This is a genomic window from Rhizobium aethiopicum (assembly GCF_900094625.1).
GTDB classification, from domain to species: Bacteria; Pseudomonadota; Alphaproteobacteria; order Rhizobiales; family Rhizobiaceae; genus Rhizobium; species Rhizobium aethiopicum.
Genome location: NZ_FMAJ01000001.1, coordinates 439462 through 460117 on the forward strand (window position 1 = coordinate 439462; position 20656 = coordinate 460117).

The following is a 20656-nucleotide window of genomic DNA, read 5'->3' on the forward strand; positions in this document are numbered from 1 at the left end:
CCCAAAATCACCGCATTTCATGTCACGTTTGCGAATCAGGCAGATTTTGCCAGAAAGCAGCTTTATACGCGACACCGCCTCTTTTGGCGGGCTTTTCAGAAATGATTTGCGTTGCCGGGCGCGGAATGGCAAGCGGCGGCAGGCTTCAGGAAACCATCCGCATGCGAATGTCCACAAGTCATTGCACTGTTATATCGGCAATTGCGGCCTTTTTGCTGTTCGCAGCCGTGCTTTCCGCCAGCGAAGCAGCGCGGGCCGCCGATGCGCTGGCGCCGTTCAAGGACGATCTGTTCTCGAAACAGACCGTGCTGCAGACAGGCGACGACGGCGCCTACGAGGTCATCGACTATGACGAGATGCGCGATATCAACGGCCGCGACCAGATCCCGCAAAAACGGGTCCAGCAGAAATATGTCGCACTCGGCGTCCGCAAGGCCCAGGCGGACGAAACGCTGTCTCTCGACGGTATCAGGCTCGATGTCACCAGGGTGGGACAAGCTCAGAACGCCGCATTCACGGTGATCTTCATCCACGGCCGCGACGGCGACCGCCGGCTCGGCGCCAATGATTACAGCTTCGGCGGCAATTTCAACCGACTGAAGAACCTCGTCGCTGGCAATGGCGGCGTCTATTATTCGCCGACGGTCAGGAGTTTCGACAGCAACGGCGTTGCCGCGATCGAAGACCTGATCCGTTATGCCAGCGCCCAATCGCCCGGCCGGCCGATCATACTTTCCTGCGCTTCGATGGGCGGCCAGATCTGCTGGGGCGTTGCGCGGGACAGTGACAGCGTCAAGCGGCTGAACGGCATGCTTGTCATGAGCGGAGTCACCGATCCGGATTTCACCAGGAGCGCCTTCTACAAGGCCAAGCTGCCGCTGTGGTTCGCCCATGGCAGCCGTGACCCGGTCTATGCCGCGAGTGACCAGCAGGCGCTGTTCGAAAGCCTGCGCAAGGCAAGTTATCCGACGCGCTTCACGCTGTTTCAGACGGGAAATCATGGGACGCCGATCCGGATGATTGACTGGCGCAGGGTGTTGAACTGGATTCTTGCTCGCTGACGGCGATTTCGCACAAAGTCACGCGAAATCGCAGAGATTCCCGCGACATCAAGGGCATGATGCTTTTCTTTGCCGCCAGCTTTTGATAATGCGGCCGGGGACATGAAGTTTGTGGAAGGCCGGCATGACACCTGACGTGCGCCCGCTCGTGGCGGGAAATTGGAAAATGAATGGCACGCGTGCCTCCCTGGATCAGATCAAGGCGATCGCGGAGGGCGTTCGTCCGCCGCTCGCCGGCAAGGTCGAGGCGCTGATCTGCCCGCCGACGACGCTGCTCTACGTGGCAACCGCGCTCTGCACCGACAGCCCGCTTGCGATCGGCGCCCAGGATTGCCACCAGAAACCATCGGGCGCGCATACCGGCGATATCTCCGCCGAAATGATCGCCGACAGTTTCGGCACCTATGTGATCGTCGGCCATTCCGAGCGGCGCACCGACCATGCCGAGACCGACCATCTGGTGCGTGCCAAGGCAGAGGCGGCTTTTGCTGCTGAGCTCACGGCAATCATCTGCATCGGCGAAACGGCCGACGAACGCCGCGCCGGGCAGGAACTTGACGTCATCAAGCGCCAGCTTTCCGCCTCCGTTCCCGATGCCGCGACTGCCGAAAACACGGTTATCGCCTACGAGCCGATCTGGGCGATCGGCACCGGCGTGACGCCGACATCGGTCGATGTCGAAAAGGCGCATGCCTTCATGCGCGCGGAGCTCGTGGGCCGCTTCGGCGACGAAGGCCGCAAGATGCGCCTGCTCTACGGCGGCTCGGTGAAGCCCGCCAATGCCGCAGAGCTGCTCGGCATCGCCAATGTCGACGGCGCGCTGATCGGCGGGGCGAGCTTGAAAGCCGCCGACTTCCTCGCCATCTACCGGGCCTATGAGGCGCTGCTCGCCTGAGGCATTGGTCATTGCCCGGTTTATTCGTCTATTTATTCCGGGCCGAAGGGCTTGGAATAGGCGAGAGCCTCATGTAAAGAGCCGCCAGAATTCTTACTTATGTCCGTCTCCAGGCGGGCAGGACTGGACCCATGCAGACAGTATTGATTGTCATCCATCTCATGATCGTGCTCGCCCTCGTCGGCGTCGTGCTCATCCAGCGCTCGGAAGGCGGCGGTCTCGGCATCGGCGGCGGATCGGGCTTCATGTCGGCCCGCGGCACGGCCAATGCGCTGACGCGCACGACCGCGATCCTGGCGACCCTGTTCTTTCTTACCTCGCTCGGCCTCGGCATCCTAACGCGTTACGAGGGTCGTCCGATCGACATTCTCGACCGCATTCCGGCGACGAGCGGCCAGGGCAACGGCATTCTCGATTCGCTCGGCGGTGGCCAGGCTCCGGCAACTCAGCCGGCCGGCAACGGCGTTCCGAACGGCGGCGCTGCCGCTCCGGCACCGGCCGCCCAGGCTCCCGCAACGCCTGCGCCTGCAACTCAGGCACCGGCCGCCAGCGCACCTGCGGCGACTGCCCCGGCAGCTCCGTCGGCCACTGCTCCGGCGACGCCCGCGGCTCCGGCCACGCCGGCACCGGCTCAGCCCTCCGGCGTCCCGACGGGACAGTAAACCGGGCAATGACATAAACCGCCGGCAGGCCCTCGGGTCTGCCGGTTTTCTTTTGTGCAGATTCCCCCATCAGGCTCCGAAAGTTCTGGAAAAGAATTTTTGGGCTGGTGGAATCGTTATTGAAAAGGTATCCGGTGAAGCCCATGGCGCGATACGTATTCATCACTGGCGGCGTGGTTTCTTCCCTCGGAAAAGGAATTGCGGCCGCCGCTCTCGGAGCGTTGCTGCAGGCCCGTGGATATCGGGTGCGGCTTCGCAAGCTCGACCCCTATCTGAACGTGGACCCGGGCACGATGAGCCCGACCCAGCACGGCGAAGTCTTCGTCACCGACGACGGCGCGGAAACCGATCTCGATCTCGGCCACTACGAGCGTTTCACGGGGCGTTCGGCGACCAAGACCGACAACATCACCACCGGCCGCATCTACAAGAACATCATCGACAAGGAACGGCGTGGCGACTATCTCGGCGCGACGGTGCAGGTCATCCCGCACGTCACCAACGAGATCAAGGATTTCGTCACCGAGGGCAATCAGGACTACGATTTTGTCATCTGCGAGATCGGCGGCACGGTCGGCGACATCGAGGCGATGCCCTTCATGGAGGCGATCCGCCAGCTCGGCAACGACCTGCCGCGCGGCACCGCCGTCTATGTCCATCTGACGCTGATGCCCTATATTCCGGCGGCCGGCGAGCTGAAAACCAAACCGACCCAACATTCGGTGAAGGAGTTGCAGGCGCTCGGTATTCATCCCGATATCCTGCTGGTGCGCGCCGACCGCGAAATCCCGGAGGCCGAGCGCCGCAAGCTCTCGCTGTTCTGCAACGTGCGGCCGTCCGCCGTTATCCAGGCGCTCGACGTCGCAAATATTTACGACGTACCGATGGCCTACCACAAGGAAGGCCTCGACGACGAGGTGCTCGCCGCCTTCGGTATCGAACCGGCGCCGAAGCCGCGCCTCGACCAGTGGGAAGAGGTCTGCAACCGCATCCGTACGCCGGAAGGCGAGGTGACGATTGCGATCGTCGGCAAGTATACCGGCCTCAAGGATGCCTATAAGTCGCTGATCGAGGCGCTGCATCACGGCGGCATTGCCAATCGCGTCAAGGTCAAGCTCGAATGGATCGAGTCTGAGGTCTTCGAGAAGGAAGATCCCGCGCCTTACCTTGAAAAGGTGCATGGCATCCTGGTCCCTGGCGGCTTCGGCGAACGCGGCTCCGAGGGCAAGATCCATGCGGCGCGCTTTGCCCGCGAACGCAAGGTGCCTTATTTCGGCATCTGTTTCGGCATGCAGATGGCCGTTATCGAGGCGGCCCGCAATCTCGCCGACGTGCCGGACGCGTCGTCGACCGAGTTCGGCCCGGCGAAGGAGCCGGTGGTCGGTCTGATGACGGAATGGGTCAAGGGCAACGAGCTGCAGAAGCGAACCGCAGCCGGCGATCTCGGCGGGACCATGCGTCTTGGCGCTTACAAGGCGACGCTGAAGAAGGGCACGAAGATCTCGGACATCTACGGTTCGACGGATATTTCCGAGCGTCATCGCCATCGCTACGAGGTCAATATCGACTATAAGGATCGGCTCGAGAGCTGCGGTCTCGTCTTCTCCGGCATGTCGCCGGATGGTGTTCTGCCGGAGACGATCGAGTATCCCGATCATCCCTGGTTCATCGGCGTGCAATATCACCCGGAATTGAAGAGCCGACCGCTCGACCCGCATCCGCTGTTTGCAAGCTTCATCGAAGCGGCGACGGAACAGAGCCGCCTCGTCTGACGCATGCGCCGCCAGATCGCGCGGTTATGCGCGATCTGGTTCATCCGCCGTTCCAATTTTAGGCAGCCGCCGGCAACGGCCCGATATAGACCGAACGCGGGCGAATCAGCCGGCCGTCGAGCGCCTGTTCGCGGGCATGCGCCAGCCATCCGACCGTGCGTCCGATCGCGAAAACGCCGGTGAAGGCCTGACGCGGGAAACCGAGCGCTTCGAGCAGCAGCGCAGTATAGAATTCGACATTGACGTCGAGCGGCCGGTTCGGCTTGCGCGCCCTCAGGATCGCCAATGCGGCGGTTTCCACGGCTTCCGCCAGCGCGCCGCGGGCGCTGTCAACCTGGCCCGACGCGATCAGCGGCTTCAGCGCCCCCTTCAGCGCATCGGCGCGCGGGTCACGGACGCGGTAGATGCGGTGGCCGAAGCCCATTAGCCTCTCGCCACGATCAAGCGCTTCGGCAAGCCACCTGCCGGCATTATCCGGCGTTCCCACCGCATCCAGCATGTCGAGCACGGGGCCGGGCGCACCGCCATGCAGCGGTCCCTTCAGCGCGCTCAGCGCCGCCAGCACCGAAGAGGTGAGACCGGCCTGCGTCGAGGCGATGACGCGCGATGCGAAGGTCGAGGCGTTGAGGCCGTGGTCTGATATCGTCACGAGGTAGGTGTCGAGCGCCGCCGTCTGCTCCTGGGTGGGCAATTGTCCGGTCAGCATGCGCAGGATATCGGCCGCCTGCGGCAGCGAGGCGTCGGGCGCGATCGGCGTTTGACCGCGCTGCAGCCTGAGAATCGCCGGCAGGAAGACCGCCGGCGCTGCCAGAAGGCTGAGCGCAGTGTCGAAATCATCGCCGTCGGGCAGCCGGGCTAACAGCGCCCGCAGCGCATCGACCGGCAGGGCGAGCAGGGCGGCGTCGGCGGCCTTGAGGTGGTCGAAAACCTTCGTTCGCGCCTGTGCCAGCCAGTCGCGCAAGAGCGCCTCATCGAAGTTTCGCTCCATCAACCCGTCGAGCAGTAGCGCGGTGACGCGCTCATAGCTGCAGTCTGCGACCAGACGATCCAGCGATACGCCGCGGATGATCAGTCGACCCGCTTCGCCATCGACATCCGACAGCTGCGTTTCGGCGGCAATGACATCTTCCAGTCCATTTCTCATGTGGTTTTCTCCTTTACGGACTGGATGATCCGACCTAGTCTCATTGACGTCAATCTTGATGCAATTGATCAACATGAGGCTCCAATGCCGTGGCTGACCGCCGAGGAGGCGCTGCAGGCGCTGAAGACCAAGCCGCAGACGCTCTACGCCAATGTCAGCCGCGGGCGCATTCGCGCCAAGCCCGATCCCGCCGATCCCCGCCGCAGCCTCTATCAGGCTGCCGACGTGCAACGGCTTGCCGAACGCCATGCTGGCCGCCGCAAGTCCGAAAGCGTTGCCGCCGAGGCTATCCGCTGGGGCGATCCGGTTCTCTCATCGGCCATCTCCACCATCATCGATGGACGGCTTTTCTATCGCGGACGGGACGCGGCCGACTTTGCCGAGGCGGCGACGCTGGAGCAGACGGCAGCACTGCTCTGGAATGGTGCGGAAGTGCTGTCCTCCAAGACCGAGGCCGGGCGTGCCGCTCCGTCGCTTCAGGCTGCATTCGTGGCGCTTGCCGGGCGGGTGACATTGGATCTTCCGTCGCTCGGCCGCTCGCAGGCAGCCCTTCGCCACGAGGCGCAGAGTGTGCTCTCTACCGTCGCCGATGCGCTGGCGCCGGGGCCTTCGGATCAGGCGCTGCATCTCAGGCTGGCGACAAGCTGGCAGCGGCCGGATGCTGCCGATTGCCTGCGCCGCGCACTGGTGCTGCTTGCCGATCACGAGCTCAACGCCTCGACCTTTGCGGCGCGGGTCACGGCATCGGCGGGTGCTGCACTGTCGGCCGCCGTGCTTTCCGGCCTGGCGACATTGACGGGGCCGCTGCATGGCGCTGCCTGGCAAGGCGTTGATGCTTTGATCGAGACCGTCTGCGCTGTCGGGGCCGAACAAGCGATTCGCCGCACGCTTGCCCAGGGCAACCGCCTGTCGGCCTTTGGCCACCCGCTTTATCCCGATGGCGATGTCAGGGCTCTCGCGCTGCTTTCGCATTTTCCCCTGCCGCCGCAGTTTTCGAACCTCCGTGACGCCGGCGAAGCGGTGGTCGGCGAGAAGGTCAATGTCGATTTCGCGCTTGCCGCGATGGCCGCCGCCTTCGATCTTCCGAGGGAGGCGCCGATTATCCTGTTTTCCCTTGCCCGTTCCGCCGGCTGGCTTGCGCATGCGATGGAGCAGATCGACAGCGGCGAATTGATTCGGCCGCGGGCACGTTATGCAGGTCCTGCGCCCGACATGAGGAGCAGCGCTTGAGCGTTGCGCCGGTCTGCATTTTTTCGTCTAGGGAAATGTTCGAATTCGGCTATCATGCCTGACATGGAAGAAGACGGTTGGCGGGGCGTTTTCGCAGAAGCAGTTCCCGCACGGTCACGGGGGCTTTCCATGAATATGACGTTTCGCAACCTGTTTGCCGCCGCACTCGCTGCCGGCCTCATTCCGCATGACGCGGCGCTCGCGCAGTCTGCGGGCTGCGCGATCTCCCGCGATGCCGGCGCCCGCCAGGTGCTCAGTTGCCCCGGTGGCGTGAAGGTGACGGCCGAGGCCGGCGCGTCCTTCCGGTTGTCCGACCGCAACCGTGACGGCAGCCCCGATTCGGCATCGCTGCGGCGCAAGGCCATTCTCGTCGATGTCGACGGCAGTCGGCATACGGGTGGTTTCCAGGTGGTGACACCGCAGGCGATCGCCGCCGTGCGTGGCACGCAATGGGCCGTCGACGTCGCAGCCGGCAGGACTTCGGTGCTCGTCGTCAGGGGCAGCGTGGCCGTCCGCCGGCCGGTCGGCGAGCCGGTGGTGCTGTCGCCGGGTGAGGGCGTCGACGTGACCGGCGGAACCGAACCTCTCCTGGTGCGCCGCTGGCCTGCGCCGCGCGTCGCCGCCCTTCTTGCCCGCCTCGGCCAATAAGTGCCATGAGCCATCGCCTGCTGACCGTGATCGCGCTGCTGCTCGCCGGTCTTTGGGGCGCTGGACTCGGCTATCTCAATCTCAATGGCGGGATAGGCCTTCTCGACCGGATGGAGGCGTCGCTCGCCGATATTCGCAGCATCGCCGTCGGGGCTAAGGCGCCGCCTCCCGTCGTCTCGATCGTCGCGATCGACGACCGTACGGCGGCGGCCCATGGCTATCCTCTTGATCGGGCCACACTGGCGCGGCTCGTCAACGCGATCAACGCCTTGAAGCCGAAGGCTCTGGCGCTCGACATCCTGCTCGTCGATCCGGGACCGGAGGAGGGCGATGCGGCGCTGACCGCAGCCCTTGCAGGGGGACCGAGCGTGATTGCAGCGGCGGCCACCTTTGTGCAGAGCCGGCAGCGGGTCACCGACTTGGCGGACGATCCGCTTGCCGCCATCCCAGAGGCAGATCAGCTTCTCTTGCCGCTCCCGCGCTTTGCCGGTGCGGCGGCGGTCGGCGTCGTCAATGTCGCCACCGACCAGACCGGCACGCCGCGTTTCATTCCGCTGATCTCGCGCGCCGCAGACCGGCTGGATCCGGCTTTTCCGCTGCGTGCCGCCTCGGTGGCGCTCGGTGTCGATCCCAGTATCGAACGCGACGCCATCCTCCTCGGGGCGCTGCGCATTCCCACAGATATCGGCCAGCGCCTGCCGGTAACCTTCTATGGCCGGCACGGCAGCATCGCCACGTCAAGCGCCGCAGATGCGCTTGACGGCAGGCTGCCGGCCGAGGCGGTCACCGGGCGCATCGTCGTCATCGGCGCGACCGTCACGGGCGGCGGCGACGTCTTCCCGACGCCGTTCGATCCCGTCATGCCCGGCGTCGAGGTCATGTCGACGGCGATCACCCACCTCGTTACCGGCGACGGCATGGTAAGAGACCGCAGGATCAGGCTGATCGATGCCGGTATCGCCTTCGCCCTGCCACTCGTGCTGGTTTCACTGATCGCCTGGCGGCGGAGTGCTGCGGGCTATCTCATCATCGTGCTGATGCTGGTCGTCTGGGCAATGCTCAATCTGTCGGCCTTTGCCCATGGCTATTGGCTGAGCGCGGCGTTACCGATTGCCGCAGCGCTGCCGCCGGCGCTGGTCTTCGGCGCGGCCGAGCTCTGGCGCGACCGCGGCCGCGCCCGCCATTTCGCCGAGCAGAGCGCGCTGCTGCAGCGCATCGAGGCGCCGGGCTTCGGCGAATGGCTGGCGCGCCATCCGAATTTCCTTGCCGCGCCGGTGCGCCAGGACGCCGCCGTCATCTTCATCGATCTCTCGGGCTTCACAGGCCTCAGCGAAAACGTCGGACCGGTCAAGGTAAGCGAAGTGCTGAGCGGTTTCTTCGAAATCATCGACGAGGAGGCACGTGCCCATGGCGGCGCCATCACCAGCTTCATGGGCGATGGGGCGATGATCCTGTTCGGCCTGCCGGAACCGAGCGACGACGATGCCACCCGCGCCGTCGCCTGCGCGGTCAGACTGTGCGAGCGGACGCGGGCCTGGCTTGACGTTCATGCCGGGTTTGCCGAGAAGAAGATCGGCTTCAAGGTTGGTGCACATTGCGGGCCTATCGTCGCCTCGCGGCTCGGCACCGGCGACCGGCAGCAGATCACGGCGGCGGGCGATACGGTGAATGTCGGGAGCCGGTTGATGGAGATCGCTGCCCGCCACGGCGTCGAGCTGGCGCTCAGCGCCGAAATCGTCCGCGCCGCAGGCCCTGACAACGTGCTCCATACGTCAGGCCGCATCGAGGGTCCGTTGGAAACGGCGTTGCGCGGGCGGGCAAGCCATATCGACGCCTGGCTGTGGCGCAGCGGCATGCTTTGACAATCGCTGCGGGAGCGGCTAGGAACGGCGCAAATACCCCGCCGGCTGGCTCCGGCCATGGTGCATTCGCGCCTGACAGCTCCGAAAGATCGAACTCATGACAGAATTCAACGGCGTCGTTCCGGCGATCGCCAAGGCGTTGCAAAAGCGCGGTTATGCCGAACTCACCCCGGTGCAGCAGGCGATGCTCGATCCCAACCTCGCCTCTTCCGACGCTCTGGTTTCGGCCCAGACCGGCTCCGGCAAGACCGTGGCCTTTGGGCTTGCGCTGGCGCCGACGCTACTCGAGGGCAACGAGCGCTTCGGTGCTGCCGGCGCCCCGCTTGCGCTCGTCATCGCCCCGACGCGAGAGCTTGCCCTGCAGGTGAAGCGCGAGCTCGAATGGCTTTATGAGATGACCGGCGCGGTGATATCAAGCTGCGTCGGCGGCATGGACATCCGCAGCGAGCGCCGCTCGCTGGAACGCGGCGCCCATATCGTCGTGGGCACGCCGGGCCGCCTCTGCGATCATATCCGCCGCCACGCGCTCGACATGTCGGAGCTGAAGGCCGCCGTGCTCGACGAGGCCGACGAGATGCTCGATCTCGGCTTCCGCGAGGATCTGGAATTTATCCTCGACTCGGCGCCGGACGAACGTCGCACGCTGATGTTTTCGGCCACCGTGCCGGCTGCGATCGCCAAGCTTGCCAAGAGCTACCAGCGCAATGCCGTCCGCATCAGCACCGCGGCGGAGGAAAAGCAGCATGTCGATATCGAATATCGGGCCCTTGTCGTAGCCCCGAGCGATCGCGAGAACGCGATCATCAACGTGCTGCGCTATTATGAGGCGACCAACGCCATCGTCTTCTGTTCGACGCGCGCCGCCGTCAATCACCTGACCGCGCGCTTCAACAACCGCAATTTCGCCGTGGTGGCGCTGTCCGGCGAACTTACGCAGAACGAACGCAGCCATGCGCTGCAGGCTATGCGTGACGGGCGCGCCCGCGTCTGCATCGCAACCGACGTCGCCGCCCGCGGCATCGACCTGCCGGGCCTCGATCTCGTCATCCACGCCGACCTGCCGACCAATCCCGAAACCCTGCTGCACCGCAGCGGCCGCACCGGGCGGGCCGGACGCAAGGGCATCAGCGCGATGATCGTGCCGCTCAATGCCCGGCGCAAGGCCGAGCGCCTGCTCGAGAATGCCGGGATTTCGGCCGCCTGGGCGCGGCCGCCGTCAGCCGAGGAGGTGAGCGAGCGCGACGACGAGCGGCTGCTTGCCGATCCGATCTTTCACGATGCGCCGCAAGAGGAAGAACAGGGGCTGGTGCAGCAGCTTCTTTCCAGTCACGGCGCCGAAAAGCTCGCCGCTGCTTTCCTGCGTCTTTACCGCACTAACCATTCGGCGCCGGAAGACCTCATCGAGGTTACCGTTCAGGACGATCGCAGCCGCAAGCGCCGCGACAATGCCGCCCCCTTCGAGCCGGCGCAGAAGGGACCGCGCGAGGATTTCGGCCCGAGCGTCTGGTTTTCCGTCTCGGTCGGCCGCAAGCAGAATGCCGAGCCGCGCTGGCTGATCCCGATGCTCTGCCGCAACGGCAACGTGACGAAGCGCGAGATCGGCGCGATCAAGATGCAGCCCGATGAAACCTATGTCGAAATCGCCGCGGCAAGCGCGGAAAGCTTCCAGGAGGCCCTCGGCCCGAACAAGGCGCTCGAACGCGGAATCCGGGTCACCAGGCTTCCCGGCACGCCTGACTTCAGCCGCGCGCCAGCGCCGAAGCCCTATGCCGGCAAGGCGCCCCGTGACGAACGGCCGGGCGATGGGTTCCGCGACGAGCGGTCCAAGAAGAAGTTCGGCAAGGGTGCGGGCGGCGGTTATGCCGCAGCCGAGAACGGTGGCGGGGAAAGGCGGGATGCCAAGCCCTGGAGCAACAAGTCGGGCAAAACCGGCTACGATGGCGCAAAATCCGACAAGCCCAGATATGACAAGCCGAAATTTGAAGGCGGCAAATATGAGGGCAAGGGCGGCGCTGGACCGAAAGGCAAATTCTCGAAGAAGAAGCCGGGCTGATTTCGATCGTGCGATTTCTTGACGGGCAGGATCAGACGACGATGAAGCGCCCTGGCATAGCGCGTCCCGATCCCGGCGTCTTCATCAAGGCCAATCTGCCGATCTCACCGGTCCACTCCGTCCCAGAGATCCTGCTCCACACCGCAGGGCCTGCGAGCGGGCTCTGGCGGCTTGCCGGCCGTGGAGAATCCGATCCGCCGCCCTACTGGGCCTATCCCTGGGCCGGCGGCGTCGTGCTTGGCCGCTATCTGCTCGACCGGCCGGAAATGGTCGACGGCCGCCGCGTCCTCGATCTCGGCGCCGGCTCCGGGCTGGTCGCCATAGCGGCGTCGAAGGCCGGAGCACGCGCGGTCACGGCGGTCGATATCGATGCCAATGCCGTCGCCGCGATCGGTCTCAATGCGGCAATCAACAGCGTAGACATCGAGGCCGTCGCCGCCGATGTCATCGATGGGCCGGCGCCGGAGGCGACTGATCTCGTTGTGGTCGGCGATCTTTTCTATGATCCCTCGCTTGCCTTGCGGGTAATCGCCTTCTTGCGGCGTTGTCGGGCAAGCGGCATCGAGGTGCTGATCGGCGATCCCGTGCGGGCCTATTTGCCGCATCGAGACCTCAGGCGAATTGCGACCACGGCGGTCGCGGATTTCGGCTCGGTTACCAGCGGTGATGTGGTGCAGGCGGGTATCTTTTCCCTCTCCTGATCGGGAGGGAGGCGGGACTACACCAGAAGATCAGGCCGCAGCAGAATGACCGGGCAGGGTGCGCCGGCCGGCAGCTCCGGCGCAGCCGGCGGACGAATGATCAGGCAATCGGCTGCGGCGAAGATCTTCATCATCGAGGAATCCTGCTTGCCGAAAGGTTCTGCGCGCCAACCGCCTGCAGCGGATTTCGAAAGTTTTGCCCTGATATAGTCCTGTCGGTGGTCGTTGGCGCGCAGAGTAACAGCCGCCTCCGCCATTGCCTCGCGTTGGACCGGCGGCAGGGAAGCGAGCTTGCGGATCAACGGCTCCAGGAACAGCAGCGAACAAACGAGACTCGAGACCGGATTGCCGGGCAGGCCGAGCACATGCGTCTCGCCGAAGCTGCCGACCATCAGCGGCTTGCCGGGACGCATGGCGATGCGCCAGAAATCGAGCTGCATGCCGGCCTCGATCAGCGTCGCCTGCACCAGATCATGATCGCCGACCGACGCGCCGCCGAGCGTGACGATGACGTCGGCCTTGGCATCCCGGGCCTTGTCGACCGCCGCGGTGATTTTTGCCTTGTCGTCCGGCACGATGCCGAGATCGAGCACATCGGCGCCGGCTTTGCGAGCAAGGGCTGCGATACCGAAGGTATTGGAGGCGATGATCTGCGAAGGACCGGGCTTGCTTCCGGGCGGCTGCAACTCGTCGCCGGTTGCGAGGATGGCAATCAGCGGGCGCTTGAGAACCTCGACATCGGGCCGGTTCATGCCGGCCGCTACCGTCAGCCGGGAGAAATCGAGCACGGTGCCGGCAGATAGCACCGTCTCGCCTTCGGCGAAATCCTGGCCGCGGGGACGTACATGCTGGCCCTGCCGTACCGGGAAGGTGGTCCTGATGCCGCCGTCGATCTTCTCCGCATCCTCCTGCAGCAGGACGCTGTCGGCGCCCGGCGGAACAGGCGCACCGGTAAAGATGCGGACGGTCTCTCCCTGGCCAACGGTTCCTTCGAAGCCGTGGCCGGCGGACGACGTCCCGATGACCTTCAACACGGCGCCTGGCTCCGGCGCGTCGTCTCGGCGTAGCGCGTAGCCATCCATGGCCGAGGCATTGAAGGGCGGCTGGGTCAGGCGCGCCGTGAGATCAACCGCCAGGACTCGCCCTTCAGCCTCGGCAAGCGGCAACGTCTCCGACGCCACGATAGGCTTGGCGCGGGAGAGCAGGCGGTCCAAGGCGTCGGCGACGGGCAGAAGGTTCATCTTGCCTCCGGGTGACGGAAATCACCTGACTTGCCACCGGATTTTTCGAGCAGCCTGATGCCGCCGATCTCCATTGCCTTGTCGGCCGCCTTGGCCATGTCATAGATCGTCAGACAAGCGACCGAGACGGCGATCAGCGCCTCCATCTCCACACCGGTCTTGCCGGTAAGCTTGGCGGTGGCCGTGACGCGCAGGCCGGGCAGGGCGGCATCTTCCTCTATCTCGACCGTGACCTTGGTCAGCATCAGCGGATGGCAGAGCGGGATGAGATCGGCGGTGCGTTTTGCCGCCATGATGCCAGCAAGGCGCGCCGTCCCGATGACGTCGCCCTTCTTGGCGTTGCCCTGACGGATCAGCGCAAGGGTTTCCGGCGCCATCTTCACCTCGCCCTCGGCGGTGGCGATGCGCACGGTCTCGGCCTTGTCGGAGACATCGACCATATGCGCCTCGCCGGAGGCATCGATATGGGTAAGTCCTGGCTTTCCGCCGCTCATATCATTCGGCCGCGATGGCGGCTTCGCCAAAGAGCAGCGCGCGGGTGGCCGCCGCCACGTCGTCCTTGCGCATCAGGCTCTCGCCGACAAGGAAGGTATTGATGTCGACGGCCTGCAATCGCTGGCAGTCGGCATGGGTGAAGATGCCGCTTTCACCGATCAGCAGCCGATCCGCCGGAACCATGGAGGCAAGCGTTTCGCTGACCGTCAGGCTGACCTCGAAAGTGCGCAGATTGCGGTTGTTGATGCCAATCAGCGGCGAGGAGAGCTTCAGTGCGCGCTCCATTTCCGGCACGTCGTGCACCTCGACCAGCACGTCCATGCCGAGTGAAAAAGCTTCGTCCTGCAGACGCTCGGCAGCGTCATCGGTCAGCGACGCCATGATGAGCAGAATGCAATCGGCACCCCAGGCGCGGGCTTCATGGACCTGATAGATCTCGAACATGAAATCCTTGCGCAGGGCAGGCAGCGTGCAGGCGGCACGGGCCGCCGTCAGGAATTCCGGTGCACCCTGAAAACTCGGCGTGTCGGTCAGCACGGAAAGGCATGCCGCGCCGCCCGCTTCATAGGCCTTTGCCAGCGCCGGCGGATCGAAATCCGGACGGATCAGCCCCTTCGACGGGCTTGCCTTCTTGATCTCGGCGATCAGCCCGAACTGGCCGGCCTCACGTTTGGCGGCAAGCGCCTTATGGAAGCCGCGCGGCGCCGACTGATCGGCCTGCATCGCCTTCAGGTCGGGAAGCGACACAGCTGCCTGGGCGGCGGCGATTTCCTTGCGCTTATAGAGTTCGATCTTCTTCAGGATGTCGGTCATCGGCCAATCCTAATCGATATCGTTGGAAACGGCGACGAGTTTGTCGAGGGCGAGCGCCGTGGCGCCGCTATCCAGCGAATGCGCAGCAAGCTCCATGCCGTCGCGAATCGTCTCGACCTTGCCCGCGATAACAAGCGAGGCGGCGGCATTGGCGAGCGAGACATCGCGATAAGCATTCCTTGCGCCGCCGAGGACCTCACGAAGCGCTGCGGCATTGGCGACACCATCACCGCCCTTGATGTCGGCGAGCACGCAGGGGCTGACGGCGAAATCGGCGGGCGAGAGTTCGAAGGTGCGGATCTTGCCATCTTCGAGCGCCGCCACCTTGGTGATGCCAGTGGTGGTGATTTCGTCGAGGCCGTCGCCATGGACCACCCAGACACATTCGGAGCCGAGATCACGCATGACTTCGGCAAGCGGCACCAGCCACTGCGGCGAGAAGACGCCGAGCAGCTGGCGGCGGACGCCGGCCGGGTTCGAAAGCGGCCCCAAAAGATTGAAGATGGTGCGCGTGCCGAGCTCGACCCGGGAGGGGCCGACATGGCGCATGGCGGAATGATGAAGCTGCGCGAACATGAAGCCGACGCCGGCTTCAGTGATGCAGCGCTCGATGATCTCGGGACCGACATCGATATTGACGCCGAGTGCGGCCAGATTGTCCGCCGCCCCCGATTTCGAACTCAGCGCCCGATTGCCGTGCTTGGCAACGGGCACGCCGGCCCCGGCGACGATCAGCGCCGCCAGCGTCGAAATGTTGTAGGTACCGCTGGCATCGCCGCCGGTGCCGACGATGTCGATCGCATTGGCCGGCGCCTCGACGGTCAGCATTTTCGATCGCATGGTGGTGACGGCGCCGACGATTTCGTCGACGGTTTCGCCACGCACGCGCAGCGCCATCAGAAAGCCACCGATCTGCGAGGGCGTCGCTTGGCCCGACATCAGGATGTCGAAGGCGTCGCGAGCCTCGTCACGCGTCAGCGGCTCGCGGCTTGCGGCCTTGGCCAGGAACGGCTTCAGATCGGTCATAAAACCTCCTAGCGGACCGTCGCCTGTTCGGCGAGCGTCTGGTTGATCTCAGCCCCATACTGCGTCTGCAGCTGGTTGACCATCTGATCGAGGATATCTTCGCCGGCGGCATTGGCCATGGCGGTGATCTGAGCGTCGCGGTTGTTCAGCACGTCGCCGGTCGGCTGGCTGTTGACCTCGGTGACCTTCATCAGGATCTGCGTCGCGGGATCGCCGCCGACGGCACTTGCCACCGTATCGACGGGGCCGGAGAAAGCGGCCTTGACGGCGGCGCGCCCGAGAACCGGATCATCGGTGGAGCGGGTGATGCCGCTTTTGCTTTCGACGGCGATGCCGAGCGGCGCCGCAATATCGGCCAGGGCGGTGCCCTTTTGCGCCTCGGCCTTCAATTCCTCGGCCTTCTTGGCGAGTTCGGCCTTCTGCTGCTCCGCCGTCCAGTCCTCGACGGCCTTCTCGCGCACCTCGGCGATCGGGCGGTCCCGGTCCGGTATGATTTCGCGGACATTGAACCAGACATAGCCGTCATTGCCGACCGGAAGCGGCGACGCATCGACGCCGACCTCGGTCTTGAAGGCTTCGCCGAGCAGCTGCTGCTTGACCGGGATATCCTTGACCTCTTCGCCAGCCTTGTCGGCGCCGGTCATATCGACGGCGTCGATTGTTACGGCCTTGAGCTTCAACTGGCCGGCAATATCTTCAAGCGTCGCGCCTCCGGCGCGCAGATCTTCGATGCGGTCGTGAACGTTGATCACTTCCTGAGAGGCATTGGAGAGCGCCAGCTGCTGGCGGATATCTTCCTTGACCTCGTCGAAGTTCTTCACCGTTTCCGGCTTGATGTTCGTGATGCGCAGGATGACGGCGCCGAAAGAGCCGTCGACAACCGGCGTCGTGCCGCCGTCTTTCGAAACCGCAAAGGCGGCATCGGCGACGGCCTGGTCGGGAACCTTGTCCTTGGTGAACTCGCCAAGCAGCACGTCGCTGGCCGTTTTGCCCTGGTCGGCGACCAGCTGATCGAAGCTGGTGCCGCTCTTCAGTGCCGTTTCGGCGGCGGCGGCAAGATCCTTGCTGGCGAAGGTCAGCTGTTCGATCGTCCGGCTTTCGGGCGTGCGATAAATATCCTTGCCCTTGTCGAAAGCCTCGCGAATCTGGTCGTCGGTAACGGTCGCGGCGTCGGCGATATCAGCCGGCTGCAGCTTGAGATAGATGATCTTGCGGTATTCCGGCGCGCGGTAGCGCTGCTTGACGCCCTCGAACCAGGTCGCCAGCACGTCGTCGGCAGGCGCCTTGACCGGCTCGATATTGGCGTTGGTGAGCAGCAGATAGTCGACACTGCGGCTTTCATCGCCATAGAGCTTCATTGCATCGACCAGCGTCTTCGGCGCGGTAAAGCCGTTGGAAAGGGCATCGACGATCTGGCTGCGGACAGCGACCTTGCTGCGCTCCTTGATGTAGTCGTCCTGGCGAATGCCGGCATTGCGCAGGCGCGAGACGAACAGCTCGCGGTCGAACTTACCGTTGACGGCCTTGAAGGCCGGATCGTCGCCGATCAACTGGGCGAGACGATCCTCGGACAGGCCGAGGTTCATATCTTCGGCGAGCTGGTCGAGGGAAGCGCCGGCGACGAGCTGCGAGAGCACCTGCTGTTCGACGCCGAAGGCGCGGGCCTGCTCCGGGGTAAGACGCATACCGAACTGCTGGCCGAGGCTCGCCACCTGGCGCTGATAGGCGAGGTGGAATTCGTTGACATCAACCTGCTGGTCGCCGACGGTCACAACCGTCGTGCTGTTGCCGCCTGATATCAGCTCACGCGACACGCCCCAGATGCCGAAGGAGGCGACCAAGAGAAGCAGGAGCAGCTTGGCAACCCAGGTCTGAGCAGCTCTTCTCAGAAAATGGAACATGGAAACGCAAACCTCGCAGTATTCATTGACCCGCGCGCGGGCAGACATCCGACGTTCCTTAGAACAAAGCCGACAGGAAATGAAGGGTTGTCACGCGAAAAGCTGCGCAGGGCTGCGATGGTGACGCAAGGCGTTGATGGCGAACAAAAGATCGGCTCCGGCGGAACCTTTCAGGCCGCCATTTCGTTGATGCGGCATCCCATGAAACAGGAGCAGACCATGGCAGAATTGAAAACCGCTTCCGCCGAATCCACCGCTGCGCGCGTCAAGGCGGATATTGCAGCAGACGATCTGTCGGCGCAGGTAACGGCACTCCGCGAAGATCTCTCCAGACTGACGGACAGTGTGCGGGCGCTGGGACAGGGGGCAAAGTCGGTGGTTACGGACGAAGCTTCGCTGATGACGGAACGGTTGCGCGACAAGGTTCGCGAAGAACCGATCATGGCGCTCGCGGTGACGGCGGGCATCGCCTATTTGTTCGGCCTTTTGAGCCGCCGCTGAAAGGCCTTCGACAGACAAAAGCCGGACGCGAAACGCCCGGCTTTGGATTCACGTCTTCAGCAGTAGGTCAGCGGCGGATGACGCGCCCGAGGGCGATCAGAATGCAGGCACCGACGAAGCCGGTGATGAGATAGCCCAGCCAGCCGGCGAGCGGCTGAATGTTCAACAGACCCAGAATCCAGTTGGCGACGATTGCGCCGACGATCCCGAGCAATATGTTCATAAGCAGGCCCATGCTGCTGCTCATGACCTTTTCCGCCAGCCATCCGGCGATGCCGCCGATGATGATGGCTGCAATCCAACCCACGCCTGCGTCTTCCATGGTAATCCCTCCTGGTGAAACGACTCGCAACAATGCACGAAACGAAAAAAAGTTCCACTCCTGGAGGAACTTAAGCGCTCACGGATGCAGCAGGGTGACCGGCGTCTCGAGCAGGTAGGCGGCGAACTGGAACAGCAAGCCGGCTATAGCTAGAAATGCGAAGCTGAATGGCATGATCAGGCTTTTGCTAAACATTTTTCCCCTCTCCTTTCAGTAAAGCATAAGCCCAATTGGAGGTTGCGCAAGATTATTACTAATGATTGGTTAAGCACGGTATTTAAATAAAGTTATAAATAACTATAAAGGATGCGTTTTACACCCAGCGACAAAACTAAATGCCCGAATAACGGGCACATCTCCCGGCATCGGTCAAATATTTCAACGTTCCTGTGAATTTTCACCTGAAAGAGGTCTGGCCGCGACCTAACGCAGAGCGAGACATGCACCAATTCGGCGCAGGTGCCGGCACCGGCTCAATAGCCGATTTGGCGTCCGGCTTGCGGCGGATTGATTTTGACGCGCACTGCGTCATTTTTTCCTTGAATTCGGTTCAATCAGGGAAGACTCGATGCCAACAGCTGCAATCGCCATCGCCTGCCTCTGCCTGCTCACGCTTTCCGGCTGCGGCAGTACCGCAAAGGGTTGAAAAAGGATGGACAGGAGGCGAGCCACGCAATGGACAATGCGAGCCATCGGGTGCTCTCGGCCGGCGCCAAGAAGTGACGGCAACAACGCGGCAGCCATCGTCGCCACGCGGCAAGGCTCGCATGAAAAAAGCCCGCCTGGGGTGAGGCGGGCTTGGCATAACAGAGAGAATGGACGGACGGAAACCGTCCCGACTATTAGAGCATTTCCTTGAGGAAGCGGCCGTACGTCATTCGACGTAACCGCAACCGAAGGGTTCCGGCAGCGGCCGCCAGGATCGGGTCAGAAGTTGCCCCAATTCTGGGCGCGGGCACGGGCGCGAATAATCCGGTATTCGCGACCGCCATAGAGCGAACCGATGGTCAGCAGAAGTGTCAGAACATCCCAGATGATATGCATGTTATCCTCTCAGGGTTGGACGGCTCTACCGTCGATCGGTGAAGGTACAATAGCAATCTTTCAAACCTGCTTATATGACAAGAAATCGGGATGAGCGGGGAAGCGGGCAGGCCGCTTGCGAAGGAGAGGGGCGCCGCCGCCCTCGCGCATCTTGCGCGAATTCGAAAAGTTACAGCGTCCTTTGCGCGTCTGATAACACGCGTAGCGCTGTGGGAGCAGAGACATGAACAAATCAGCCGACAGCAGCCCATGACGATTTTCTCCGTCCGCCACATCACGTCCTATCGTTACCGCAGGGCAGTCGATTTCGGCGAGCACCGCCTGATGTTCCGGCCGCGCGACAGTTTCGACCAGCGGCTGATCGAGGCGTCGCTGACGACCTATCCGGAGCAAAGTCATGTGCGCTGGATCCACGATGTTTTCGGCAATTGCGTGGCGCTCGTCGATTTTTTGCGGCCGTCGTCCGAGCTTCGTTTCGAAACCTGGATCACGCTCGATCACACGCCGCAGCTCGCCCCGGACATTCGGATCGATGAGGCGGCGCTGACCTATCCCTTCGCCTACGACAAGGACGAAATCGCCGACCTCGCGCCGGCGATGCAGCGCCATTATCCCGATCCCGGTGATGAGGTCGGCCGCTGGGCGGGCCGGTTCGTGCGCCAGGGACACCGGACGGAGACCGGGCACCTGCTGATGACGCTCTGTTATGCGATCCGGGAAAGCTTTGCCTATGCACGGCGCCATGAACATGGCACGCAGACGCCACTGCAGACCTTGCAGCTTCGCTCCGGCACCTGCCGGGATTTCGCACTTCTGATGATGGAAGCGGCACGCACGCTCGGCCTGGCGGCGCGGTTCGTCACCGGCTATGTCTACGTCCCCGACCGGGACGGCTCCACGGTGCTCGGCGGCGGCTCCACGCATGCATGGTGCCAGGTCTATCTTCCCGGAGCCGGCTGGGCAGAGTTCGATCCGACCAACGGCATCGTCGGCAACCGCGACCTCATCCGCGTGGCGGTTGCCCGCGACCCGCGCCAAGCGGTTCCTTTGAGCGGCAGCTATGACGGAGAGGGATCGGATTTCGACGGCATGACGGTGCAGGTCAACGTGACCACGCGGCAGGCGTGGCTTACCGAGGGGTAATGGCCGATTGCCCCCGGGGGCAATGTGCACTGCCCGCGGCGTTATGAACCGGCCTTTGCCGGGAGATGCGCGATATGACAGTTGCGCGTCCGCGGGAACCGGGTAGCGCGACCAACGTTCCATACTCACCTCCACCCATCCG

General features: G+C 63.7%; 18 protein-coding genes and 1 pseudogene. 12 read left to right on the top strand and 7 right to left on the bottom strand.

The annotated features are described in order from the left end of the window. Nucleotides 1-161: 161 nt before the first annotated feature. The 4 genes from GA0061105_RS02235 (at nucleotide 162) to GA0061105_RS02250 (ending at nucleotide 4390) form a co-directional block, all read left to right on the top strand. Nucleotides 162-1061: an alpha/beta fold hydrolase gene (locus tag GA0061105_RS02235; protein ID WP_092748295.1), complete on the top strand. Its 900-nt coding sequence runs from the start codon at nucleotides 162-164 to the stop codon at nucleotides 1059-1061. Nucleotides 1062-1185: 124 nt separating this feature from the next. Beyond that, nucleotides 1186-1956, top strand: a complete 771-nt coding sequence (gene tpiA / locus GA0061105_RS02240) for a triose-phosphate isomerase (protein WP_064692076.1) — start codon at nucleotides 1186-1188, stop codon at nucleotides 1954-1956. 131 nt (nucleotides 1957-2087) lie between these two features. After that, on the top strand, nucleotides 2088-2618 hold the full coding sequence (gene secG / locus GA0061105_RS02245; protein WP_064691672.1) for a preprotein translocase subunit SecG: 531 nt from the start codon (nucleotides 2088-2090) through the stop codon (nucleotides 2616-2618). Nucleotides 2619-2761: 143 nt separating this feature from the next. Beyond that, nucleotides 2762-4390, top strand: coding sequence for a CTP synthase (locus GA0061105_RS02250; RefSeq protein ID WP_064691671.1), 1629 nt, complete (start codon nucleotides 2762-2764; stop codon nucleotides 4388-4390). A gap of 58 nt (nucleotides 4391-4448) precedes the next feature. On the opposite strand, the gene GA0061105_RS02255 is transcribed toward GA0061105_RS02250, so the two are convergent. Further along, nucleotides 4449-5534: a citrate synthase/methylcitrate synthase gene (locus GA0061105_RS02255; RefSeq protein WP_092747712.1), complete on the bottom strand. Its 1086-nt coding sequence runs from the start codon at nucleotides 5532-5534 to the stop codon at nucleotides 4449-4451. A gap of 84 nt (nucleotides 5535-5618) precedes the next feature. Between GA0061105_RS02255 and GA0061105_RS02260 the strand changes: the two genes are divergently transcribed. From GA0061105_RS02260 to GA0061105_RS02280, 5 genes are all read left to right on the top strand, one after another. Then, entirely contained in the window at nucleotides 5619-6764 is a 1146-nt protein-coding gene (locus GA0061105_RS02260) for a citrate synthase (protein WP_208601610.1), read from the top strand. A 129-nt stretch (nucleotides 6765-6893) separates the two neighbouring features. After that, entirely contained in the window at nucleotides 6894-7412 is a 519-nt protein-coding gene (locus GA0061105_RS02265; RefSeq protein WP_092747714.1) for a FecR domain-containing protein, read from the top strand. A 5-nt stretch (nucleotides 7413-7417) separates the two neighbouring features. Next, nucleotides 7418-9274: a CHASE2 domain-containing protein gene (locus tag GA0061105_RS02270; protein WP_092747716.1), complete on the top strand. Its 1857-nt coding sequence runs from the start codon at nucleotides 7418-7420 to the stop codon at nucleotides 9272-9274. Between the two features lie 97 nt (nucleotides 9275-9371). Beyond that, nucleotides 9372-11327, top strand: coding sequence for a DEAD/DEAH box helicase (locus tag GA0061105_RS02275; protein ID WP_092747718.1), 1956 nt, complete (start codon nucleotides 9372-9374; stop codon nucleotides 11325-11327). Between the two features lie 41 nt (nucleotides 11328-11368). Next, nucleotides 11369-12028 (top strand): class I SAM-dependent methyltransferase, encoded by a 660-nt coding sequence (locus GA0061105_RS02280; RefSeq protein WP_092748299.1) that lies wholly within the window; start codon nucleotides 11369-11371, stop codon nucleotides 12026-12028. A 17-nt stretch (nucleotides 12029-12045) separates the two neighbouring features. Here GA0061105_RS02280 and GA0061105_RS02285 read toward each other — a convergent pair whose 3' ends face one another. Genes GA0061105_RS02285 through GA0061105_RS02305 form a run of 5 tightly spaced genes read right to left on the bottom strand, consistent with a single transcriptional unit; the run spans nucleotide 12046 to nucleotide 17504 of the window. Then, complete coding sequence (locus GA0061105_RS02285) at nucleotides 12046-13269, bottom strand: molybdopterin molybdotransferase MoeA (protein WP_092747720.1); 1224 nt, start codon at nucleotides 13267-13269, stop codon at nucleotides 12046-12048. After that, complete coding sequence (moaC, locus tag GA0061105_RS02290) at nucleotides 13266-13763, bottom strand: cyclic pyranopterin monophosphate synthase MoaC (RefSeq protein WP_092747722.1); 498 nt, start codon at nucleotides 13761-13763, stop codon at nucleotides 13266-13268. The genes GA0061105_RS02285 and moaC overlap by 4 nt, the downstream gene beginning before the upstream one ends. A gap of 1 nt (nucleotide 13764) precedes the next feature. After that, the gene (gene trpC / locus GA0061105_RS02295; RefSeq protein WP_092747724.1) at nucleotides 13765-14577 is read right to left on the bottom strand and encodes an indole-3-glycerol phosphate synthase TrpC; all 813 of its coding nucleotides are present in this window, start codon (nucleotides 14575-14577) and stop codon (nucleotides 13765-13767) included. 9 nt (nucleotides 14578-14586) lie between these two features. Beyond that, nucleotides 14587-15603 (bottom strand): anthranilate phosphoribosyltransferase, encoded by a 1017-nt coding sequence (gene trpD, locus GA0061105_RS02300; RefSeq protein ID WP_064691663.1) that lies wholly within the window; start codon nucleotides 15601-15603, stop codon nucleotides 14587-14589. Between the two features lie 8 nt (nucleotides 15604-15611). Continuing rightward, a complete protein-coding gene (locus tag GA0061105_RS02305) occupies nucleotides 15612-17504 on the bottom strand; it encodes a SurA N-terminal domain-containing protein (protein WP_092748301.1) in 1893 nt (630 codons plus the stop codon). 219 nt (nucleotides 17505-17723) lie between these two features. Between GA0061105_RS02305 and GA0061105_RS02310 the strand changes: the two genes are divergently transcribed. Further along, nucleotides 17724-18005 (top strand): hypothetical protein, encoded by a 282-nt coding sequence (locus GA0061105_RS02310; protein WP_064692072.1) that lies wholly within the window; start codon nucleotides 17724-17726, stop codon nucleotides 18003-18005. Between the two features lie 67 nt (nucleotides 18006-18072). Here the strand turns inward: GA0061105_RS02310 and GA0061105_RS02315 are convergent, their stop codons facing one another. Further along, nucleotides 18073-18327 carry a GlsB/YeaQ/YmgE family stress response membrane protein gene (locus GA0061105_RS02315; protein ID WP_064691662.1) on the bottom strand — a complete coding sequence of 85 codons (255 nt, stop codon included), beginning with the start codon at nucleotides 18325-18327 and terminating at the stop codon, nucleotides 18073-18075. Between the two features lie 568 nt (nucleotides 18328-18895). Between GA0061105_RS02315 and GA0061105_RS02320 the strand changes: the two are divergent. Together GA0061105_RS02320 and GA0061105_RS02325 are read left to right on the top strand one after the other, a co-directional pair. Beyond that, nucleotides 18896-19050, top strand: a pseudogene (locus GA0061105_RS02320) (YgdI/YgdR family lipoprotein). A 570-nt stretch (nucleotides 19051-19620) separates the two neighbouring features. Beyond that, a complete protein-coding gene (locus GA0061105_RS02325; RefSeq protein WP_064691661.1) occupies nucleotides 19621-20514 on the top strand; it encodes a transglutaminase family protein in 894 nt (297 codons plus the stop codon). The last annotated feature ends 142 nt before the right edge of the window (nucleotides 20515-20656 follow it).